The organism is Azospirillum sp. FG154 (genome assembly GCF_057809575.1).
Genome location: NZ_JBMDKF010000001.1, coordinates 387,490 through 407,822, shown reverse-complemented (window position 1 = coordinate 407,822; position 20,333 = coordinate 387,490). Strand labels below are relative to the sequence as shown.

Annotated in this window: 24 protein-coding genes and 1 pseudogene; 16 read left to right on the top strand and 9 right to left on the bottom strand. The window is 66.6% G+C overall.

Going from position 1 to position 20,333, the window contains the following annotated elements; translation table 11 throughout:
- Window positions 1-27 precede the first annotated feature (27 nt).
- The 4 genes from ACODS4_RS02015 to ACODS4_RS02000 all read left to right on the top strand — a co-directional run bounded on the left by ACODS4_RS02015 (window position 28) and on the right by ACODS4_RS02000 (window position 3,955).
- Window positions 28-870, top strand: a complete 843-nt coding sequence (locus ACODS4_RS02015) for a SirB1 family protein (protein ID WP_488860187.1) — start codon at window positions 28-30, stop codon at window positions 868-870.
- Between the two features lie 76 nt (window positions 871-946).
- A complete protein-coding gene (gene gshB / locus ACODS4_RS02010; protein ID WP_298377769.1) occupies window positions 947-1,894 on the top strand; it encodes a glutathione synthase in 948 nt (315 codons plus the stop codon).
- A gap of 427 nt (window positions 1,895-2,321) precedes the next feature.
- Window positions 2,322-3,320 carry a tryptophan--tRNA ligase gene (trpS, locus tag ACODS4_RS02005; protein ID WP_488860185.1) on the top strand — a complete coding sequence of 333 codons (999 nt, stop codon included), beginning with the start codon at window positions 2,322-2,324 and terminating at the stop codon, window positions 3,318-3,320.
- 17 nt (window positions 3,321-3,337) lie between these two features.
- Window positions 3,338-3,955 carry a pyroglutamyl-peptidase I gene (locus ACODS4_RS02000; protein WP_488860183.1) on the top strand — a complete coding sequence of 206 codons (618 nt, stop codon included), beginning with the start codon at window positions 3,338-3,340 and terminating at the stop codon, window positions 3,953-3,955.
- 13 nt (window positions 3,956-3,968) lie between these two features.
- Here the strand turns inward: ACODS4_RS02000 and ACODS4_RS01995 are convergent, their stop codons facing one another.
- The 6 genes from ACODS4_RS01995 to ACODS4_RS01970 all read right to left on the bottom strand — a co-directional run bounded on the left by ACODS4_RS01995 (window position 3,969) and on the right by ACODS4_RS01970 (window position 7,115).
- Window positions 3,969-4,349, bottom strand: a complete 381-nt coding sequence (locus tag ACODS4_RS01995) for a MarR family winged helix-turn-helix transcriptional regulator (protein WP_488860181.1) — start codon at window positions 4,347-4,349, stop codon at window positions 3,969-3,971.
- A gap of 444 nt (window positions 4,350-4,793) precedes the next feature.
- A complete protein-coding gene (locus tag ACODS4_RS01990; protein ID WP_488860179.1) occupies window positions 4,794-5,009 on the bottom strand; it encodes a hypothetical protein in 216 nt (71 codons plus the stop codon).
- A gap of 145 nt (window positions 5,010-5,154) precedes the next feature.
- A complete protein-coding gene (locus ACODS4_RS01985; protein ID WP_488860178.1) occupies window positions 5,155-5,604 on the bottom strand; it encodes a DoxX family protein in 450 nt (149 codons plus the stop codon).
- Between the two features lie 25 nt (window positions 5,605-5,629).
- A complete protein-coding gene (locus ACODS4_RS01980) occupies window positions 5,630-5,914 on the bottom strand; it encodes a BufA1 family periplasmic bufferin-type metallophore (RefSeq protein WP_488860176.1) in 285 nt (94 codons plus the stop codon).
- Window positions 5,915-6,023: 109 nt separating this feature from the next.
- Window positions 6,024-6,536 carry a YHS domain-containing (seleno)protein gene (locus ACODS4_RS01975; protein ID WP_488860174.1) on the bottom strand — a complete coding sequence of 171 codons (513 nt, stop codon included), beginning with the start codon at window positions 6,534-6,536 and terminating at the stop codon, window positions 6,024-6,026.
- Between the two features lie 36 nt (window positions 6,537-6,572).
- Window positions 6,573-7,115, bottom strand: coding sequence for a carboxymuconolactone decarboxylase family protein (locus ACODS4_RS01970; protein WP_488860172.1), 543 nt, complete (start codon window positions 7,113-7,115; stop codon window positions 6,573-6,575).
- A 128-nt stretch (window positions 7,116-7,243) separates the two neighbouring features.
- On the opposite strand from ACODS4_RS01970, the gene ACODS4_RS01965 reads away from it, so the two are divergent.
- From ACODS4_RS01965 to ACODS4_RS01955, 3 genes are all read left to right on the top strand, one after another.
- The gene (locus ACODS4_RS01965) at window positions 7,244-8,083 is read left to right on the top strand and encodes an AraC family transcriptional regulator (RefSeq protein ID WP_488860170.1); all 840 of its coding nucleotides are present in this window, start codon (window positions 7,244-7,246) and stop codon (window positions 8,081-8,083) included.
- Between the two features lie 292 nt (window positions 8,084-8,375).
- Window positions 8,376-9,830 (top strand): alpha/beta hydrolase, encoded by a 1,455-nt coding sequence (locus tag ACODS4_RS01960; protein ID WP_488860169.1) that lies wholly within the window; start codon window positions 8,376-8,378, stop codon window positions 9,828-9,830.
- Window positions 9,831-9,842: 12 nt separating this feature from the next.
- Entirely contained in the window at window positions 9,843-10,079 is a 237-nt protein-coding gene (locus ACODS4_RS01955) for a hypothetical protein (RefSeq protein WP_488860167.1), read from the top strand.
- A 9-nt stretch (window positions 10,080-10,088) separates the two neighbouring features.
- Here the strand turns inward: ACODS4_RS01955 and ACODS4_RS01950 are convergent, their stop codons facing one another.
- Window positions 10,089-11,621, bottom strand: a complete 1,533-nt coding sequence (locus ACODS4_RS01950) for a YifB family Mg chelatase-like AAA ATPase (protein ID WP_488860166.1) — start codon at window positions 11,619-11,621, stop codon at window positions 10,089-10,091.
- 95 nt (window positions 11,622-11,716) lie between these two features.
- Between ACODS4_RS01950 and ACODS4_RS01945 the strand changes: the two genes are divergently transcribed.
- The 6 genes and pseudogenes from ACODS4_RS01945 to ACODS4_RS01920 all read left to right on the top strand — a co-directional run bounded on the left by ACODS4_RS01945 (window position 11,717) and on the right by ACODS4_RS01920 (window position 15,911).
- Window positions 11,717-12,259, top strand: a complete 543-nt coding sequence (locus tag ACODS4_RS01945) for a YeeE/YedE family protein (protein WP_488860164.1) — start codon at window positions 11,717-11,719, stop codon at window positions 12,257-12,259.
- A gap of 40 nt (window positions 12,260-12,299) precedes the next feature.
- A complete protein-coding gene (locus tag ACODS4_RS01940; protein WP_488860162.1) occupies window positions 12,300-12,749 on the top strand; it encodes a DUF6691 family protein in 450 nt (149 codons plus the stop codon).
- A 100-nt stretch (window positions 12,750-12,849) separates the two neighbouring features.
- The gene (locus tag ACODS4_RS01935; protein WP_488860160.1) at window positions 12,850-13,596 is read left to right on the top strand and encodes a creatininase family protein; all 747 of its coding nucleotides are present in this window, start codon (window positions 12,850-12,852) and stop codon (window positions 13,594-13,596) included.
- A gap of 97 nt (window positions 13,597-13,693) precedes the next feature.
- A complete protein-coding gene (gene hrcA / locus ACODS4_RS01930) occupies window positions 13,694-14,734 on the top strand; it encodes a heat-inducible transcriptional repressor HrcA (protein ID WP_488860158.1) in 1,041 nt (346 codons plus the stop codon).
- Between the two features lie 48 nt (window positions 14,735-14,782).
- Window positions 14,783-15,379: pseudogene (grpE, locus tag ACODS4_RS01925) on the top strand (nucleotide exchange factor GrpE); the annotation flags it as partial.
- Window positions 15,380-15,545: 166 nt separating this feature from the next.
- Entirely contained in the window at window positions 15,546-15,911 is a 366-nt protein-coding gene (locus tag ACODS4_RS01920) for a response regulator (RefSeq protein ID WP_488860156.1), read from the top strand.
- Here ACODS4_RS01920 and ACODS4_RS01915 read toward each other — a convergent pair.
- Complete coding sequence (locus tag ACODS4_RS01915; RefSeq protein WP_488860155.1) at window positions 15,892-16,782, bottom strand: DUF1848 domain-containing protein; 891 nt, start codon at window positions 16,780-16,782, stop codon at window positions 15,892-15,894. The two genes, ACODS4_RS01920 and ACODS4_RS01915, sit on opposite strands and share 20 nt — an antisense overlap.
- A 150-nt stretch (window positions 16,783-16,932) precedes the next feature.
- Here ACODS4_RS01915 and ACODS4_RS01910 point away from each other — a divergent pair, with 150 nt between their 5' ends.
- Window positions 16,933-17,448, top strand: a complete 516-nt coding sequence (locus ACODS4_RS01910; protein WP_488860153.1) for a hypothetical protein — start codon at window positions 16,933-16,935, stop codon at window positions 17,446-17,448.
- Between the two features lie 82 nt (window positions 17,449-17,530).
- Here the strand turns inward: ACODS4_RS01910 and ACODS4_RS01905 are convergent, their stop codons facing one another.
- Complete coding sequence (locus tag ACODS4_RS01905) at window positions 17,531-17,677, bottom strand: hypothetical protein (RefSeq protein WP_488860151.1); 147 nt, start codon at window positions 17,675-17,677, stop codon at window positions 17,531-17,533.
- Between the two features lie 22 nt (window positions 17,678-17,699).
- On the opposite strand from ACODS4_RS01905, the gene ACODS4_RS01900 reads away from it, so the two are divergent.
- Window positions 17,700-17,945: a hypothetical protein gene (locus ACODS4_RS01900; protein WP_488860149.1), complete on the top strand. Its 246-nt coding sequence runs from the start codon at window positions 17,700-17,702 to the stop codon at window positions 17,943-17,945.
- Window positions 17,946-18,333: 388 nt separating this feature from the next.
- Entirely contained in the window at window positions 18,334-20,244 is a 1,911-nt protein-coding gene (gene dnaK / locus ACODS4_RS01895; RefSeq protein ID WP_488860147.1) for a molecular chaperone DnaK, read from the top strand.
- The last annotated feature ends 89 nt before the right edge of the window (window positions 20,245-20,333 follow it).

The window sequence follows — 20,333 nt, the reverse complement described above, 5'->3', positions numbered from 1 at the left end:
CCCTTGGAAGGACAGAAGGACAGGCCTTTGACCAGCCACGCCGAAGCCCGCGAGATTCTGCGCCAGATCGGCGACCAGCCCGACGACGCCATTGATCTGGCCGAAGCCGCTTTGGCGCTCGCCGCGCTGGACTTGCCCACCGCCGACCTCGGCGGTTATCGCCGCCACATCCAGGCCATCGTCGCCGATCTGGCCGAACGGGTTGACGACGGCTTTCGGGAGTCCGACAGCCTGGAGGCCCGCATCGCCCTGCTGCGTCAGGTGATCGGCGAGCGCCACGGTTATTCCGGCGATCACGACACCTACGACGATCTGCAAAACGCCAACATGATCCGGGTGATCGACCGGCGGCGCGGCCTGCCGGTGGCGCTGGGCATCCTCTACATGCACGCGGCGCGTTCTCAGGGCTGGTCCATCGTCGGGCTGAATTTTCCCGGCCATTTCCTGGTCCGCGTCGATCTGGGATCGGCCCGCGCCATCATCGACCCGTTCAACGAGGGGCAGGTCCGCAACGTCGTCGATCTGCGCGACCTGTTGAAGGCCACGGCGGGCAGCGCCGCCGAATTGACGCCCGACCATTACCAGCCGGTGGCCAACCGCGACGTGCTGCTGCGCCTGCAAAACAACATCAAACTGCGCCACCTGTCGGCCCACGACATCCCCAAGGCGCTGGAGATTCTGGCGGGCATGCGCCTGTTCGCCCCGCATGAACCGGCCCTGTGGCGGGAAACCGGCCTTTTGGAAGCCCACACCGGCAAGCTGGCCGACGCCATCGCCGCGCTGGAGACCTTCATGGCGCTGAGCGGCGACGAGCACCAGCGTCACCAGACCGCCTCGTTGATCCAGACCTTGAAAAAGCGTTTGAACTGAACAGGTCTTTCGCGCCGAACACCCGAACCAACCGACCAAGCAATCCCTAGGGCCGTTTGAAGGCCGGAGATCCGCCATGAGCCTTGCCGTCGCGTTCCAGATGGACCCCATCGAGTCGATCAACATCGACACCGATTCCAGTTTCATGATGGCGCTGGAGGCGCAAAAGCGCGGCCATCGCCTGTACCACTACCACCCGCGCGACCTGATCCTGACCGGCAACCGCCTGACCGCCCGCGTCCGCGAACTGACCGTCGTCCGCCAGCGCGGCGCCCATTACACGCTGGGCGAGCCGGTGATGACCGATTTGTCGACGCTGGACGTCATCCTGCTGCGGCAGGATCCGCCCTTCGACATGGCCTACATCACCTCGACCCATCTGCTGGAGCATGTACAGCCCAAGGTTCTGGTGCTGAACGACCCGGCGGAGGTCCGCAACGCCCCGGAAAAGCTGTTCATCACCCGCTTCCCCGACCTGATGCCGCCGACGCTCATCACCAGCGACAAGCAGGCGATCCTGGATTTCCGGGCCGAGCACAAGGACATCATCGTCAAGCCGCTGTTCGGCAACGGCGGGGCCGGGGTGTTCCACCTGAAGCCGGACGACGAAAATCTCGGCTCCCTGCTGGAGATGTTCACGCAGTTGTACCGCGAGCCGGTGATCGTCCAGCGCTACCTGCCGGAAATCCGCCAGGGCGACAAGCGCATCATCCTGATCGACGGCGAACCGGCGGGCGCGGTCAGCCGCATGCCGCAGGACGGCGAGGCGCGCGCCAACTTCCACGCCGGGGGCAGCGCCAAGAAAACCGAACTGACTGAGCGCGAACGCGCCATGTGCGCCGCCATCGGCCCGGTGCTGCGCGAAAAGGGGCTGGTCTTCGTCGGCATCGACGTCATCGGCGACTACATGACGGAGATCAACGTCACCTCCCCCACCGGCATCCAGGAGATCAACCGCCTGGATGGCGTTCAGTTGGAATCCCTGCTGTGGGACGCCATCGAACGCCGCCGCGCGGCGGCCTGACGCCTGGGTTTCTGCAATCTTATCGTGCGTTTGGCGGTGTCCCCCTCTTGCGGTCAGGCGGGCGTCGTCTTATCTTCGGGATCAAGGGGACGGCGTGGCTAGACGCCGTCCCCCCGGTCCGGTCCTTAGCCGAGAAGGTCAAGCAGTCGCTTGATGACTTCCAGGATCAGGACCAGAAGGGTCAGGATGTCGCGCATCCTCAACTCCTCCTCGTGTGGCGGGGGCGGCCTGTCCGCCCCCTCCCGACCACACGGATTGGCGGTAGCACACGACGGCATGCGGCACAACCGAAACAAATCATCTTCCGGTTGTTGAATTCTGCATTTTTACACTCGCAGGCCACCCCGCTTTTTCGCGCCGCGCCTTGACCATCGAACCGCAGGGGGCGATAACGTCGGCCTCCCAGAGTTTTCGAGCGAGACCACCCGTGAACCGCATTTTCTCCGGCATGCAGCCGACCCGGCAGCTTCACCTCGGCAACTATCTGGGGGCGCTGCGCAATTGGGTGGAGTTGCAGAACAGCTACGAATGCATTTTCTGCGTCGTCGATCTGCACGCCCTGACCATCGACCAGGATCCCGAGGTTCTGCGCAACAACATCCGCGAGGTCGCGGCGGCCTACATCGCCGCCGGCATCGACCCGGACAAGAACATCCTGTTCAACCAATCCTATGTTTCGGCGCACGCCGAACTGGGCTGGATCCTGTCCTGCCACACGCCGCTCGGCTGGCTGAACCGGATGACCCAGTTCAAGGAAAAGGCTGGCAAGCAAAAGGACATGGCCAATCTGGGCCTGTACGCCTACCCCACCCTGATGGCCGCCGACATCCTGCTGTACAAGGCGACCCATGTTCCGGTCGGCGAGGACCAGAAGCAGCATCTGGAACTGGCCCGCGACATCGCCGGGGCCTTCAACCGCCGCTATGAGACCGAGTTTTTCCCGCAGCCCGAGCCGCAGATCCTGGGCGAAGCCACCCGCGTGATGAGCCTGCGCGACGGCAAAAAGAAGATGTCGAAGTCGGACGAGTCCGAATATTCGCGCATCAACATGACCGACGACGCCGACACCATCGCCCAGAAGATCCGCAAGGCCAAGACCGACCCGGAACCCCTGCCCGACACCGTCACCGAACTGGAAGCCCGGCCCGAGGCCGACAACCTCGTCACCATCTATTCGGCGCTGTCCAGCCAGACCCGCGAGCAGACGTTGGCCCAGTTCGCCGGGGCGCAATTCTCCGGCTTCAAGGCGGCGCTGGTCGATCTGTCGGTCGCCAAGCTGGCGCCGATGACAACCCGGATGAAAGAGCTTCTGTCCGACAAGGGCGAAATTGACCGGCTGCTGCGCCAGGGCGGCGAGCGCGCCGCCGCCATCGCGGAAAAGAACCTGAACGACGTCAAGGACATCATCGGCCTGCTGCGGCCATAAGGGGAAAGACCCGCGCGATGACGCCGCCGATCCTGCTCACCGGCTTCCAGCCCATGAACGATGACGCGGTCGATCCGACCGCCATCCTGATGGACCGGCTGGCCGGGGAGCCGGGGGTGGTCGCCGCCCTGCTGCCCCCCGTCTATGACGCCTGCGGCGACGCCTTTGTCGCCCTGTTGAACGAGCACCGCCCGCTGGCCGCCCTGTGCTTCGCCGCCTCGGCGCGCAGCGACAGCGTCCAGATCGAACGGCTGGCCTGGAACCGCGACGAAAGCGAACAGGCCGACGCGGCGGGAACCATCCGCCTCGACCAACCCATCCTCGCCGACGGGCCGACCGCCTACGGCTCCACCCTGCCGCTGCCGCGTGTGATGCGGGAGTTGGCGATGGCCGGGGTTCCCGTCACCTTCAGCGATTTTGCCGGGGGGTTTCTCGGCAACCACCTGTTCTACCGCGCCCGCCACGCCATCGAACGCGCCAATCTGGACGCGCCCATGGGCTTTTTCCACATGCCCTTGCTGCCCGGACAGGCGCAAGCGGTTCCGGGGCGGCGCGGGATGGGTTTGGAACGTCAGGAATTGGCCGTGCGCACGCTGGCGACGATGCTGCGGCGGGCGTTGGTCCCGACCGCTTAAAACCACACAACGATCAAGCGGATTTGACGGCGGCGGCCCGGCGGTTGTCCGGCGGGTTCACGATGACGCGCAGCTCCGCCAGAAAGGCGCGACCCTGGTCGGTCAGCGTCACGATCTTGCGGCGGCGTTCGCGCGGGTCTTCCTGCGCCTGGACCAGATCCAGCCCGGCCTTGCCGAAGCTGTGCCAGCGGCTGAGCGCGGCGACGTTGCGCGAGGCCGAGGATTGGGCGATGGCCAAACGTTCCGCCAGCTCGCCGATGGAAATGCCGTCGCTCTGCGCGATGGTCATGAAACTCAGCGCGTATTGAATCGGCAGGTCGGGGTCGAGCTTGCGGAACGCCTCAAGCACCTGGACGACGGTGGCGACCTCGTCATGACGAACATGGTTCGGCATCAGATCGCCCTCGCGACGTCCGTCGCCACGTCAGATCCGCTGTCCAGCGCTACGCGGAGCGCGACGGTGGTCCCCAACGGGCCGGTGTGTAGATGACGTTCAAACGTCCAAGCCATAGGATGACTTCCCCGTTTTCCCGCCGCAGGTCGAACGACCCGGTCGGCGATGCCCAAAGGGCGTGTTCAACGAAGAGACGATGGCCGCAAAAGCCCAGAAAGACACTCATAGGATCCTCTCGATGTCCGAAAATCGCGTTCGCTCAAAGGTTCGGGGGCGGCGTGATATTGGCGATTTGGCGTTGCGGCGTGATTGGCCGGACCGCCGGTTCGGCAAGTCCAAGTGGCGGGTACGACGGTTTTCATCGTGGTTCTCCAAGGGTTGAACAGAATTGAGAGTTGATGGGAGACCGGCGCGTCAGCGCGCCAGCAGGTCGGGTATCGCCGTTCAGCGTTGCGCTTGCAACGCCAAAAAGCTCCGCGCGTCGGTCAGGCTGCGGTCGCGGAGGGGCGTGGGGGTCTGGAACCGCTGGTCTTCGCGGGGCAGCCCGATGTCGCGCCGCAGATGCTCGTTCAAATGGTCAAATCCAGTCAAACGATCCATCCCGGCGCCGCCGTCGGAATCGAGCCAGCGACTCCGCAAGGCCGTCCACAGGGTCGGCATGATGATGCTCCTTTCATGAGCGTGGGAGACGACCGGGGTCGGTCGCCTCCTGCTCACGAAATAATTCCGCAGTCGGATGTGTTGCGTCAAGCAGCGATCCGCCGTCCACCGTGTTTTCCAGACGATTTTGCGACAGGTGTGTGTTTCAGAGCGCGGCAGGGCCGAACCGACGGGCCAACGCCGCGTCCAGCGACCAGGAACCGGCGCCGCGCGCGATCAGCAACAGAAAGCAGGTCGCCCACACGCCGTGAGTCGGCCAAGCCGCCGGATAAACGAACAGTTGGATGACGGCGGTCATCGCCAACAGCGCCAAGGCCGACAGGCGGGTGGCGAAACCAACCACCAGCAGCAGAGGAAACACATGCTCGGCCAGCGCCGCCAAATGCGCGGCGACAACCGGGTCGATCAGCGGCAGCCGGTAGTCCTCTTCAAACAGGAACAGGGCGTTGTCCGACAGCCGCCACCCTTCCATCTTGGTGCGTCCCGACTGCCAGAACACCGCCGCCGGAAACAGGCGGGCCGCCAGCAGAAGGACCGCGTCGGGAATATATGAGGCTTGCGCCGTGGCGCGGGTCAGGCTGGTGAGAACGGTCATGACGACTCCCCAGAGCGCGGTCAGGTCAGGCCGGACGCTTCACGGGATCCAGCGATCCCGGCCCATAGGGCGTGGAGATGCTGGTGCAGCTTCCCTTTGGCGTCAGTTTCCAGGCGTCGCCCTGGTAATCCACCTTCGAGGTTCCGGCGCAGCTTGTGCCCGGCGTGGCGCAATCATTCTGACCGGCCAGCGAGACGCCGTAGCACTTCTCTTTGCCGCTGTTGGTTCCCGCCTGCGACGGCAGCGCGGCGAGGGCGAGCGTGCTGGCGATCGACACCGCCAGCGCCAGTTGGAAATCACGACGATTCATGAGGGATCCCTTTCGATAAGGATGTTCAGCCCATTGGAAGCAAGGCCGAGTGGAAGCAAGGCCGGGGCGGGCGGGATCAACGCCCGCCCGCCGCCAGCCGTTGATCGCCTCAGTTCAGATCCTTCGGCGCCTTGGCCTTGATGTCGGGCCAATTGGTTTCGGCCTTGGCGATGTTGCCGGAAACGTCGCGGCTCCAGACTTTTTGAACGTCGGCGTTGACGTTCAGGAACAGCTTGCCGTCCACCACCCGGAACAGTTCGGGGTCGCCGTCCAGCTTCTTTTCCAGGGCGACGCCCATGGCGCAGAAACCGCCATAGGCCGGTTCGTATTTCGCCGGGTTGGCCTTGAACAGATCACGGTTGGCCGCCGAAGCGAACTGATAGGTGGCGCCGTTGTGGGCAGCCGAATATTGGGCCATCCCCTTCACCGCCTTGTTTTGAGTCTGATAGGCGACGGCGTCGTAGCCGCGCAGAATCAGCGTGTCCTTGTCGATGTTGATCGTCGCGGTGGACGCCGGGTCATAGGCGAAGCTGGGCGACGGCGCGACGGCGACCGCCAGTCCGGCGACGGTCAAACCAACCAACGCGGCGCGGCGGAGAAAAGACACAGTGGTCACGGGCATGATGGCTCTCTCTTGCGGGGTTCGTATCGGCGACGGTCAGACCGACAGCGGGCGGGCCGCCGGGAAATCGATGGCCGTTTCGGCGATGTGGTTGGCGTAGTTGGTCAGGATGTTCAGGACGACGTTGGCCAGAACCTCCAAAACCTCGCCGTCGTTCAGGCCGCCGGCGCGGGCGGCGTGCAGGTCGGCGTCCGACAGCTTGCCGTGATCGGCGACGATGGCGCGGGCCAGACGGACCAAAGCCAAACCGCGCGGCTCGGCGGCTTCGCCCTTGCGGGCGGCGTCGATCTCGTCCGGGGTGAGACCGGCGCCCTTGCCGATCAGGCTGTGGGCGGCGAGGCAATAGTCGCAGCCGTTGGCCTCGGCGACCGCCAGCGCGACGCGCTCACGGTCGGGCGCGGAGAGCAGGCCAGCGCCGACGGTCTCGGCCAGACCGAGATAGGCGTTGAGCGCGACCGGCGACTGGCCCAGCGTGGCGACCAGATTCGGCACCATGCCCAGCTTGCCCTTGACGGCGGCGAATTGCGGGGCGACGGAGGCCGGGGGAGCGTTGCGGTCCAGGGGAAGAATGCGCGGCATCGGGAAAATCCTTGGTGCAAGGTCGCAGGGTCTGCGGTGGGGGGGAGAGCGGAGCGCCGCTCGACACAGGACGGAGAGTGCCGTACCGTTGAAAACAAATCGTCCTGATGAGATTGCAGATCGTCCAAATGACCACGCCCCCGATCAGCGCCTCCGATCAATTGGCCGCCGTCTTCAGCCGGGTCCGCTTGACCGCGCGGGTGTTCCACACCGGGGTGCTGTGCCAGCGCGTCGATTTCCCGGCGGGCGGGGCCGGGCATCTGCATCTGTTCCGATCCGGCCAGTTGGCGGTGCATGGCCCAGGCGCGGCGCGGTTGACGCTGGATAGCCCGACCGCCCTGTTCCTGCCCCGCCCGGAGGATCACCGCTTCATCGTCGGCGACGAGGGCGCCGATCTGGTCTGCGCCGAGATTGATCTGGGCGGGCAGGGCAACCCGCTGGAAAGCGCCCTGCCCGCAATGATCGCCCTGCCGCTCGACCCGTCGGACATGCTCAGCGGTTCGCTCGGCCTGCTGTTCGGCGAAGCGATGGGGCATGGCAGCGGGCGCCAGGTGGCCTTGGATCGTCTGGCGGAGGTGGTGTTGATCCACCTGCTGCGCCGCTTGATGGAAACCGGAGAAAGCGACGTCGGCCTGTTGGCCGGAATGGCGCACCCGGCGCTGTCCCGCGTTCTGGCCGGTCTGCACGCCAACCCCGCCGGATCCTGGACGTTGGAGCGGATGGCCGACGAGGCGGGCATGTCGCGCAGCGCCTTCGCCGAAACCTTCCGCAGCGTCGTCGGAACCACGCCCGGCGATTATCTGCGCGAATGGCGGCTGCAACTGGCGCGAACCGGCATCGCCGCCGGTCAACCGCTGAAGCGCGTGGCGGCGGAGGTCGGTTACGCCAGCCCCGCCGCCCTGTCGCGCGCCTTGGGGGACAGCCCCAGCGGCTCCCTGCGGGTTCTCCGTCGCCTTTGGCAGGAATAGCCGACGGCGCCGATCCTCAATCCTGTGGCGGGCGGCGCGACTGTGGCAATTTCGCATCGCTGTGACGGCGTTTTCCCGCGCGCGCACCCGCGACCCGGCACATCTGGACAAGCGGCGGCGGCTCGGTCAAACAGTCCGAAGCCGTTTTGGCCTTGTTCCCATCCTTGATCTCGCCAGCGAGCCTGTCACCGTGCCTGTCCGCGCCACCTCCGCGCCGCTCCGGCGGTCGTCAATCGGTCGATTGGGTCCGACGGCGCGCTTGGTCGCCGCTGCTTTTGGAGTCGTCGTCGGCGTGGCCGCGTTGGTTTGGTCGCCGCCGTCGCGGGCCGAACCGCGCTTCACCCCCGGCCCCTGCTGGTTCACCGTGCCGGACGGCGAGGCCGCGCTGTGCGGCGCCGTCGCCGTGCCGGAGCGGCGCGACCGCGCCGGGTCCGGCAGCTTCCGCCTGCCCGTCGCCGTGCTGTTGAGCACCGCCCGCCAGCCCGCCGCCGATCCGGTCCTGTTTCTGGAGGGCGGCCCCGGCGCCTCCCCCTTCGGCGTCGGCGAGGCGACGGAAGAAAGGATGGAGGTGTGGTGGGAGCTGTCCGCCCCCTTCCGCCGGTCGCGCAACGTCATCCTGTTCGACCCGCGCGGGGTGGGCCGGGCCGAACCCGACACCGATTGCCCGGAACTGGACAGCGTCGGCGCCTCGCCGCGCGCGCACCCCGTCACCCGCGAACAGCGGGCGGCGGCGGAACGCGCCGCCGTCACCACCTGCGCCAACCGTTTCAAGGCCACCGGGCTGAGCGGCGCCCTGTTCTCCACCCCCATCGCCGCCGACGACGCGCTGGACGTGGCGACCGCGCTGGGGGCGCAGCGGGTCAATCTGTTCGCCGTGTCCTATGGCACCCGCGTGGCGCTGGAGATCCTGCGCCGCCAGGGCAACCGGGTGCGCAGCGCCGTGCTGGATTCGGTCTACCCGCCCGACGTGAACGCGCAAGAGGAAGCGCCGTGGCTGGCCCAACGGGCCTTTCGGCGGTTGTTTGACGATTGCGCCGCCAACCGCGCCTGCCGCGCCGCCTATCCCGATCTGGAAAAACGCTTCCTCGCCATGGTCGAGCGGCTGGACCAAAACCCGGTCGATCTGGTGGTTGGCGAGTTTGAGTCGCGGCGCGCCTTGCGGTTGACCGGCGCGGCGGTGATCGCCGCCGGTCTGGAAGCCATGTCCACCGGCGAGGCGTTGGCCAGCGTCCCGGCGATGCTCGACCGCGCCGCCCGTGGCCGCTACGACGCGGTGGCGGAATGGGCGCCGACCAGTTGGCTGGGCGATCCCGACATCGCCGACGGTCTGGCCTTTTCCACCGAATGCCGCGAGACGGTCAACCCCGCCGACCCGATCAAGCAGGCGGAAAGCGCCCGCCGTTATTCCCCCTATGGCTCCGTCGTCGCCGACGATCCGGGCCAACGGGTGTGTCGCCTATGGCCCGCCGGGCAGCAAGAGCCGTCCGAACGCCTGCCGGTCGCCAGCCCGGCGCCGGTCCTGCTGCTGTCGGGCGCCTATGACCCGGTGACGCCGCCGGAGTGGGGCGAGCGCGCCGCCTCCACCCTGCCGAAAAGCCGCCACCTCGTCTTCCGCAGCGCCGGACACATCGTCACCGCGAACGAGGATTGCGCGATGACCGCCGCCGTCACCTTCCTGGACAGCGAAACCCTGCCCGCCAACGCCTGCCCCGGCGCGGCCAAGCCGCCGCAGTTCGACAAGCCGTAACTGGATCCCGCCATGCCGTTTTCCCAGGAAGAGCGTGACAGCCTGTTGCGGGTCAAGGGGGTCGGCCCGAAGGTCGTCGAACGGCTTGAGCAACTGGGCATCGACAGCTTCGCCACGCTGGCCCGGCAAGACGCCGCCGCCGTGTGCAGCGCCGCCGCCGCCGCGCTGGGCAGCTCCTGTTGGAAAAACAGCCCGCAGGCGCGGAAGGCCATCGAAGCGGCCATCGCCCGAGCCATCCATTCACTCTGACCGGCGCCGTCACCGCCCCGGCGCAATCCGTCGGTAGCTGAGCGCCTCGGCGATGTGGCGGCGGCGGACGCCGTCCAGCCCGTCCAGATCGGCGAGCGTGCGCGCCACCCGCATCACGCGGTGATAGCCGCGCGCCGACAGCTTCATCCGTTCCGCCGCCTCGGTCAGCAGGCTGCGCCCGGCGGCGTCGGGGGCGGCGATTTTTTCCAGCAACTCGCCGTCGGCCTCGGCGTTGGTGCGCGCCGCCGCGACGCTTCCCGACCCGGCGAGCGCGGCGAAACGCTCCGTCTGGATGGCGCGGGCGACGGCGACGCGGACCGCCACCTCGGCGCTGCCCTCGGCGGGGGGCGGCAGGCTGAGATCGGCGGGGCTGACGGCGGGCACGTCGATGTGCAAATCAATCCGGTCGAACAAGGGGCCGCTGATCTTTGACTGGTAGTCGGCGGCGCATTTCGGCGCGCGGGCGCAGGCGAGCGAGGCGTCGTCCAGATAACCGCAACGGCAGGGATTCATCGCCGCGATCAACTGGACCCGCGCCGGGTAGGTGACGTGGTGGTTGGCCCGGCTGACCACCGCCTTGCCGGTTTCCAGCGGCTGGCGCAACGCCTCCAGCAACGGGCGGGGGAACTCCGGCAGCTCGTCCAGAAACAACACGCCTTGATGGGCCAAGGAGATTTCCCCCGGCTTGGCCCGCGTGCCGCCGCCGACCAGGGCCGGCAGGCTGGCCGACTGGTGCGGCGCGCGGTAGGGGCGTTGACGCAGCAGCTTGCCGTCCTCCAGCAACCCGCCGACGCTGTGGATCATCGACACCTCCAGCGCCTCCGCCGGGTCGAGCGGCGGCAGCAGGCCGGGCAAGCGGGCGGCCAGCATCGACTTGCCCGAACCGGGCGGGCCGATCATCAGCAGGTTGTGCGACCCGGCGGCGGCGACCTCCAAGGCGCGTTTGGCGGTTTCGTTGCCCTTGACGTCGCGCAGGTCGAGCGGCGGCGGTCCCGCCTCTTGCAGGCGCGGCTTGGGCGGGGTCAGCACTTGGCTGCCCTTGAAATGGTTGATGAGCGCCAGAAGATTGGCTGGGGCCAGCACGTCCAGATCCGGCCCGGCCCAGGCCGCTTCGCCGCCGCAGGCCGCCGGGCAGATCAGGCCCCGGTCGTGGGCCAGCGCGTCGATGGCGGCGGGCAGCACCCCCGCCACCGGCGTGAGCGCGCCGTCCAAGGCCAACTCGCCCAAGGCGACGTAGCGGGCCATTTCGGCGTCGGGCAGCACGCCCATGACGGTCAGCAGCGCCAGCGCGATGGGCAGATCGAAATGGCTGCCCTCCTTCAACACGTCGGCGGGGGCGAGGTTGACGGTGATGCGCTTGGCGGGCAGCGCCAACCCCAGCGCGTGCAGCGAGGCGCGCACCCGTTCCCGGCTTTCCCCCACCGCCTTGTCGGGCAGGCCGACCACGGTGAAGGCGACGATGCCGCCCGACATCTGGACCTGCACGTCGATGCCCAGCACCTCGATGCCCTGAAACGCGACGGTGTTGATGCGGGCGACCAAGGGCGGAGCCTCGTTGCAAAGCCAAATGGAACACCTGTGTATGGCGGGAGGATCGCGCTTTGGTCAATCCCGATCCGCGAGGTTCCGTTCAATCCATGACGCCACAGGTGGTGACGACCGCAACGGTCGTCACTTGCGCGCTCGACAAAACGCATTACATTAGAGATTGGTTATGCAATAGATGGCGCGTTGACGAGGCGCCCCACAGGGCGACGAAGCGAGGTGACGTGATGGCGGGTCCAATTGAGGCTTTGATCGGCGGCGCGTTGATTGGCGCGGCGGCGGCGGGAATGTTGTTGGTGAATGGGCGGGTCGCCGGAATCAGCGGCATTCTGGCCCGCGCCGTCCGTCCGGGCGGCGCGCCCTGGCAATGGGCCTTTGTCGGCGGCCTGGTCGCCGCCGGGTTGGCCGCGCGGCTGTGGGGGGTTCCAACCCCGGAGGCCTTCGCGCTGCATCCGGCGGCGCTGTTGATCGCCGCCGGGTTGATCGTCGGGGTCGGCACGCGGATCGGGTCGGGCTGCACCAGCGGGCATGGCGTCTGCGGCATGGCCAATTTGTCGCCGCGTTCGCTGACCGCCACCCTGGTGTTCATGGCCGTCGCCGCCGCGACGGTCTTCGTCATGCGCCATGTGTTGTAAGGGCCATGTGTTGTAAGGGCCATCTTCTGTAAGGAGCGTGATGATGCGCAGCCTCACCGCCGGGCTTTTCGGCTTTCTCTTTGGAATCGGCTTGATCGTCGCCGGGATGACCGATCCGGCCCGCGTTCTGGCCTTTCTCGACGTCGCCGGGGCTTGGGATCCGACCCTGGCCTTCGTCATGATCGGGGCCATCGCCGTGGCCGCCCCCGCCTTCGCCCTCGCCCGCCGCCAGCCGGTCGCCCTGTTGGGCGAGACGATCAGCCTGCCCGACACCAAGCGGATCGACGCGCGGTTGATCGGCGGCTCCGCCCTGTTCGGACTGGGCTGGGGGCTGGCCGGGATCTGCCCCGGCCCGGCGCTGGTTCTGCTGGGCGCCGACGGCCTGTCAGCCCTGCTGTTCGTCGCCGCCCTGCTGGCCGGGGGCTGGATCGCCGATTTGGCGTTGCGGCCCTGGAACGGCGTTCACCGCAAGGCCCATCATACGGCGTAAGCGTCCGCCGCATGGCGCCCCCCACGCCGAGCGGGGTTGGTCGGAAAAACCCGCCGTCCTATGCTGGCGGGACCAATCACCCCGGCGGGAAGGGACCACCGTGCAACTGCATCTGAGCACCTGGATCGAGGTCGAATCCTATCTGACGACGTCCAAGGGCGTCATCATGCCCATCGGTTCGACCGAGCAGCACGGGCCGAACGGTCTGGTCGGCACCGACGCCATTTGCGCCGAGGTTCTGGCGCGCGGCGTCGGCGACGCTGTCGGCGCTTTGGTCGGTCCGACGATTCCGGTCGGCATGGCGGTTCATCACATGGAATTTCCCGGCTCCATGACGCTGAAGCCGTCCACCCTGATCGCCGTGATCCGCGATTACGTCAGCTCGCTGGCCGAACATGGTTTCGAGCGTTTCTTCTTCATCAACGGCCATGGCGGCAACATCCCGTCGATCCGCGCCGCCTTTTACGAAGTGTACGCCGAACAGCGCGCCTTGAAGGGCCGCGCCGCCCCGGATCTGCGCTGCGCCCTGGTCAATTGGTGGGAAAGCCCGGAGATTGGCCGCCTGTCGCGCGAGTTCTACCACGGCAAGGAAGGCTCGCACGCCACCCCCAGCGAGGTCTCCTTGACGCAATACGCCTATCCTGAGGCGATCAAGCGCGCGACGATGGAGCCGGAACAGGCCCCCGCCGGTGGTTTCCACGACGCCCGCGATTTCCGCCGCCGCTACCCCGACGGGCGCATCGGCTCCGCCCCCGGTCTGGCCAGCCCGGAGGACGGCAAGCGCCTGTATGACGCCGCCGTGGCCGCCATCGCCGCCCAATACAGCGCCTTTGTCGCCGACGCGTGAGGAAGCTTGCGCCCCGCACGTTGATTCAGCGGTCGGACCTGCCTAAATTCGGACGGCGTTGACGCCTTCGCCCAACGCCGTCCAACCTGTCCAGGCCATGATTACCGAGTTGAACCTGCGGTCGCGCGAAATTTTCCGGTTGATCGTCGACGCCTATGTGGCGTCGGGCGAGCCGGTGGGGTCGCGCACGATTTCGCGGCGGCTTGGCATGAGCCTGTCGCCCGCCACCATCCGCAACGTCATGGCGGATCTGGAAGAGCAAGGGTTGCTTTACGCCCCGCACGCCTCGGCGGGCCGCATCCCGACCGACGCGGGGTTGCGCATGTTCGTCAACGGCCTGCTGGAGATCGGCTCGCTGAGCGAAGACGAACGGGTGTCGATCGAGGCGCAATGCGCCGTGTCGGGCCGCGCCCTGTCCGACGTGCTGTTGGAGGCCACCGGCATGCTGTCGGGCCTGTCGCACTGCGCCGGGCTGGTGCTGGCCCCCAAAACCGACCGACCGCTGAAACACATCGAATTCGTCTCGCTGGGGCCGGGCCGCGCGCTGGTCGTGCTGGTCAACGAAGACGGGCTGGTGGAAAACCGCGTCATCGAGGTGCCGCTCGGCCTGCCCGCCTCCACCCTGCAACTGGTGTCCAACTATCTCAGCGCCCGGCTGGTCGGCCGCACGCTGGACGAGGCCCGCCAGAGCGTCCTGACCGAAATTCAGGAGCAACAGACCGAACTGGACGAATTGTCGCGTCGCGTCGTCGCCGCCGGTCTGGCCACCTGGTCGGGCAGCGCCGGGTCGAACGCCGGACAACTCATCGTGCGCGGCCAGTCCAAGCTGTTGGAGGACGTCACCGCCCTGTCCGACCTGGAGCGCGTGCGCGCCCTGTTCGAGGCGCTGGAGACCAAGGAAGCCATGCTGCGCATGCTCGACGCCACCGGACAGGGCGACGGCGTGCAGATTTTCATCGGGGCGGAGAATGTCCTGTTCAACCACAGCGGTTGCACCATGATTATCTCGCCCTTCCAAAACAGCCGCGAACAGGTGATCGGGGCCATCGGCGTCATCGGCCCGACCCGCATCAATTACGCCCGCATCATCCCGCTGGTGGATTATACCGCCAAGGTCATCAGCCGCCTTGTCGGCTGAGCGGCCAAGGCCCACAACCAGCATCACGCAACCCGCCTCAATCGACCGAACCAAGAAGCCGAGAATCCCATGAGCGAAGAGCAGAACAAGCCCGCCGACGCCGAGATCGACCAGACCGCCGCCCCCGAAGCCGCCGAGGATCGCGTCGCCACGCTGGAGGCCGAGGTCGCCAGCCTGAAGGATCAGCTTCTGCGCGCCGTGGCGGAAACCGAAAACACCCGCCGCCGCGCCCAGCGCGACCGCGAGGACGCCAGCAAATACGCGGTGTCGAGCTTCGCCAAGGAGCTGGTGACGGTGGCCGACAATCTGCGCCGCGCCCTGGACGCCGTTCCGGCGGACGGCCGCGAGCAGGACGAGATGCTGAAAAGCCTGGCCGTCGGCGTCGAGGCGACCGAACGCCAGCTCTTCGCCGCCTTCGACCGCGCCGGGATCAAGCGCATCGACCCGACCGGCGACATGTTCGACCCGAATTTCCATCAGGTGATGTTCGAGATCGAGAACACCGGCAAGGCGGCGGGCACCGTCGTCCAGGTGCTCCAGCCCGGCTACACCATCCATGGCCGCCTGCTGCGCGAAGCCATGGTCGGCGTCGCCAAGGCCGGGGCCAACGACGCTGGCGGCCAGCACGTCAACACCACGGCGTGACGACGACGCCCTGTGACAGGGCGGCGGCGGAAAATGACCGCCGCCGCCTTCCTGTTGACGCTACCGACAAAATTGCCTAGGGCTTCGGCATGACCAACGGCCCGGATCAGCGGCGGACAACAACCAAGTCCCCGATTTTTGGGCCGATCCCGAGGAAACGATCCCCATGGCCAAAAGCGTTCTGACCGTTGATGATTCCAAGACCATCCGCGACATGGTCGGTTTCACCTTGCAGAAGGCCGGTTACACCGTGGCCGAAGCCTCGGACGGCAACGCGGCGATGCTGCTGGTCAACCGGCAAAAATTCGACTGCATCATCACCGACCTGAACATGCCCGGCATGGATGGTCTGGCCTTGACCAAGGCCATCCGGGCCAGCGCCAGCAACCGCGCCACCCCGGTGCTGCTGCTGACCACCGAAGCCGACCCGGCCAAAAAGACCGCCGGGCGCGAGGCCGGGGCCACCGGCTGGCTGGTCAAGCCCTTCAACCCGGAAAAGCTGGTCGAAACCGTCAAGAAGGTCTGCCCGTAACCGGGCGCGGGACCAGAAACGCATCCGTCGGGTCATGCCGGGCGAAGCGCCGTCGCGCCGCCGCCCGGTCGGCCACGGCGTAGCAATAGACGCAGCCGTGCGGGCAACTGTCGTAATCGCCGATGTCGCGGCTTTCCGCGCACAGACAGCCGGGCCGGTTGCCCTTTTCCCGCGCCGCCAGGGGGCGCCCGGCGACGTCCGACAAACGCCCGGCGTCCACGCAGCGCGCCGCTGACAGGCCGGGCGCGTCAACCAACTCCGGCTGCGCGCACAGGGTCAGGCTCATCCCTTCCTGCGCCGCGATTTCCGCCAGATCGACCAACAACGCCTGTTTTTCCTCCCGGTCGGGATCGCGCCAGCCAATTCCGGCGGCGGCCAGATTGCGCGCCGTCTTGCGGTAGGGCTGAAGGAAGGACGCCGTCACCTCGTCCGTCACCCCGCGCAGCGCCTGGGCCAGCGCCGCGAAGGTCGCCCGGTGCCAGGACGCGGGCGTGGCGTCGGTGAGGATGATGGGGTCATAGCGCCACACCGCCGCGCGCGGCCCCCAACGGTCGCGCACCCCCGCCAGATGGCCGACCGTCACCCGCCAATCCGGCACCGAGCGCTCCAACCCGCCGGGCAAGCCGGTGACGCTGTGCTGCACGACAAAGGGAAAGCCCCGCTCCGCCACCTCGTCGAGCGCGCCGAGGAACGGCCCGAGATTCTTGGTCCAGAAGACGAAGCCGTCCACCGCCGGGCGCGTCAGATCCACCCGCAGGCTTTTCCCGCTGTAGGGATTGACCATCATGCAGAACCCGGCGTCGAGCCGGTTGAGAAACCAACGACCGTAAAAGGCGGGAATGTCGGTCTTGTAGCTGGCGGAGACGATCATCGGCCAAGGATGGCCCGCCCGCCGGACGGCGGCAAGCCCGACCGTCCGTCGTCGCCCCCTCGCGCGCGATTCCGCTTGAGGGATTGGATCGCGCTCTTGGTCCGCCTACAGTGCCGCTCCCCCAAGGACCACGACACCAAGGACCATGCGATGAGCGGCGCGCAAATCCCGAACGGCGACGGCGAAGCCGAAGGCCGGATGATCGGCTGGAACGACACCGTCCGTTTCCGCCTGCCCCCCAACTGGGCCGCCGAGGTGGAGGAGCATGAGGGCCAGCCCGTCGCCACCTTCCGCCCGCCGCCGCCCGCTGGCGGCACGCTGCGCTTGGTCACGGACCGGGTGACGCCAAAGCCGGACTCCGGCGGCGTCGCCGGAACCTTGCAGGAAATGGCCTTGCGCTTTGTTCGCCCCCACGATCAACGGGCGGGCGACCGCACGGTGGAATCCCGCCCCGACGGCGGCGTGATCGCCCAGGCGATGATGCGGACCGACGAGGATGGCCGGGCCGAAACCCATTATCTGTGGCTGATCGGCGCCGACCGCGACGGCGTCGCCGCCGTCGCCATGTTCAGCGTCGCCCTGCCCGCGATTTTGGATGGGGATGAATCCTGCGCCGCCATGCTTGGCCAAATTGACGACGCGATCCGCGCCGCGCGGATTCTCTAAACGACCCGTGTTCTTTGAAGCGGATTCTCTGAACCGGCGCGACCATCCCCGGCAACCTCCCGCGTCGCCGGGCGAGGCGCCGTCAGCAATGACCGGCGTCGTTCGCCATCAGAACCTTCAGGCGCGCCGCCTGCGGGTCATGGGCGGCCACCGCGTCTTCCGCCGCCAAAACCGCCAGACTGATGAAATGCGCGAGATCGCCCAAGTCGCAGCGCGCGGCGTCGCTCATCAGGCTGTCCAGGCAAGACTTGATGGCCAAGGCCACATCGCGTCGTTCATCCATCATCGCGCTTCCCCTTTACGCTGAGCTGTCCTTAAAGCGCAACGCCGCCAGCGATCCCAAATCGCAAACACCCCACAATCGCGCAAACTGGAGCGCAATTGGCAAGGCGGCGGCCAGCAACGCCATCGTGCATGAAAAGGAGATAGCACAATCCTTTGTCAAGTTCACTCAAAGAATCCCAAAACCGCCAATAAAAATGACAACTCCGAATTGATTTCCTTCTATTAATCACTCGGATGCTTGTTAATGAAAAGTTAAGATTGACTGAGCCTTTTGGTGTTCTTGATGAAAGACTTGTAACATCTGCTACAATTTGTCTCATCATCATTGAATACCCCGGTATATAACCGTCTGTGCTTGAATACTCGGGTATTCTATTCCGGTCGGTCGGCCGGATCGAAAACGATGGAATCCACCACCAGGGCGGATTTCCTGGAATTTGCGACAGGATCTGTTCAGCGCACCGTTGCAGCCCGAAACACACCCGCCTATATCTCGCCCAGCAGTGATCCACGCGAAACCGTTCCACCGACCCCAAGGGGATCGCGGCGGCGCCGGACTTGACGGGCCGCCACGCATCTGCCGAACACAAGAGGCTGAACATGAGCAAAGTCATCGGTATCGATCTCGGCACCACCAACTCCTGCGTCGCCGTGATGGAAGGCGGGACCGCCAAAGTCATCGAAAACGCGGAAGGCGCGCGCACGACGCCGTCGATGGTCGCCTTCACCCAGGGCGGCGAGCGTCTGGTCGGCCAGCCCGCCAAGCGTCAGGCCGTGACCAACCCGGAAAACACCCTCTTCGCGATCAAGCGTTTGATCGGTCGTCGCTACGACGATCCGCTGACCAAGAAGGATCAGGGTCTGGTTCCCTACAAGATCATCTCCGGTGACAACGGCGACGCCTGGACCGAATCCCATGGCAAGAAATACAGCCCCAGCCAGATCAGCGCCTTCATTCTGGGCAAGATGAAGGAGACGGCGGAAAATTATCTGGGTGAGAAGGTCAGCCAGGCCGTCATCACCGTTCCCGCCTATTTCAACGACAGCCAGCGCCAGGCGACCAAGGACGCGGGCAAGATCGCCGGGCTGGAAGTCCTGCGCATCATCAACGAGCCGACGGCCGCCGCGCTCGCCTATGGCATGGAGAAGAAGGGCAGCGGCATCGTCGCGGTCTATGATCTCGGCGGCGGCACCTTCGACATCTCCGTCCTGGAAATCGGCGACGGCGTGTTCGAGGTGAAGTCCACCAACGGCGACACCTTCCTGGGCGGCGAGGATTTCGACGCCCGCATCATCGAGTTCCTGGCCGACGAGTTCCACAAGGAGCAGGGCATCGACCTGCGCAAGGACAAGCTCGCCCTTCAACGTCTGAAGGAAGCCGCCGAAAAGGCGAAGATCGAGCTGTCCTCGACCACGCAGACCGAAGTCAACCTGCCCTTCATCACCGCCGACCAGACCGGGCCGAAGCACCTGAACATCAAGGTGACGCGCGCCAAGCTGGAAGCGTTGGTCGATGATCTGGTCCAGCGCACGATCGAGCCGTGCAAGGCCGCGTTGAAAGACGCTGGTCTGAAGGCTGCCGAAATCGACGAGGTGATCCTGGTCGGCGGCATGACCCGCATGCCGCGCGTCATCGACGCGGTGAAGCAGTTCTTCGGGCGCGAGCCGCACCGTGGCGTGAACCCGGACGAGGTGGTCGCCATCGGCGCCGCCATCCAGGGCGGCGTGCTGAAGGGCGAGGTCAAGGACGTCCTGCTGCTCGACGTCACCCCGCTCAGCTTGGGCATCGAGACGCTGGGCGGGGTCTTCACCCGCCTGATCGACCGCAACACCACCGTGCCGACCAAGAAGGGCCAGACCTTCTCGACCGCCGAGGACAATCAGAACGCGGTGACGATCCGCGTGTTCCAGGGCGAGCGCGAGATGGCCGCCGACAACAAGCCGCTGGGTCAGTTCGATCTGGTCGGCATCCCGCCCGCCCCGCGCGGCGTGCCGCAGATCGAGGTGATCTTCGACATCGACGCCAACGGCATCGTCAGCGTCACCGCCAAGGACAAGGCGACCGGCAAGGAGCAGCAGATCCGCATCCAGGCGTCGGGCGGCCTGTCGGACGCCGACATCCAGAAGATGGTGAAGGACGCCGAAGCCCACTCCGCCGACGACAAGAAGCGTCGTGAGCTGGTGGACGCCCGCAACCACGCCGACGCGCTGATCCACACGACCGAACGCACCATCAAGGAGAACGCGGACAAGATCCCCGCCTCCGACAAGACCGCCGCCGAAGCCGCCGTGGCCGAGCTGAAGGGCGTGATGGACAGCGAGGATCTGGAGACGGTGAAGGCGAAGACCGAGGCTCTGGCCCAGGTCTCGATGAAGCTGGGCGAGGCGATGTACAAGGCCGGTCAGGCCGAGGGCGCCGGCGAGGCCGCCGCCCCGCAGCAGCCCAAGGAAGCCGGCGTCGTTGACGCCGACTTTGAAGAGGTCCATGACGACAAGAAGAAGTCGGCCTAAGTCAGCCGTTTCTTTTTGATCGGAATGTGATGCGAGCATCGTTGGCCCGCCGCCTTTGACCGGCGGCGGGCCTTCGGTATGCTGGGGTC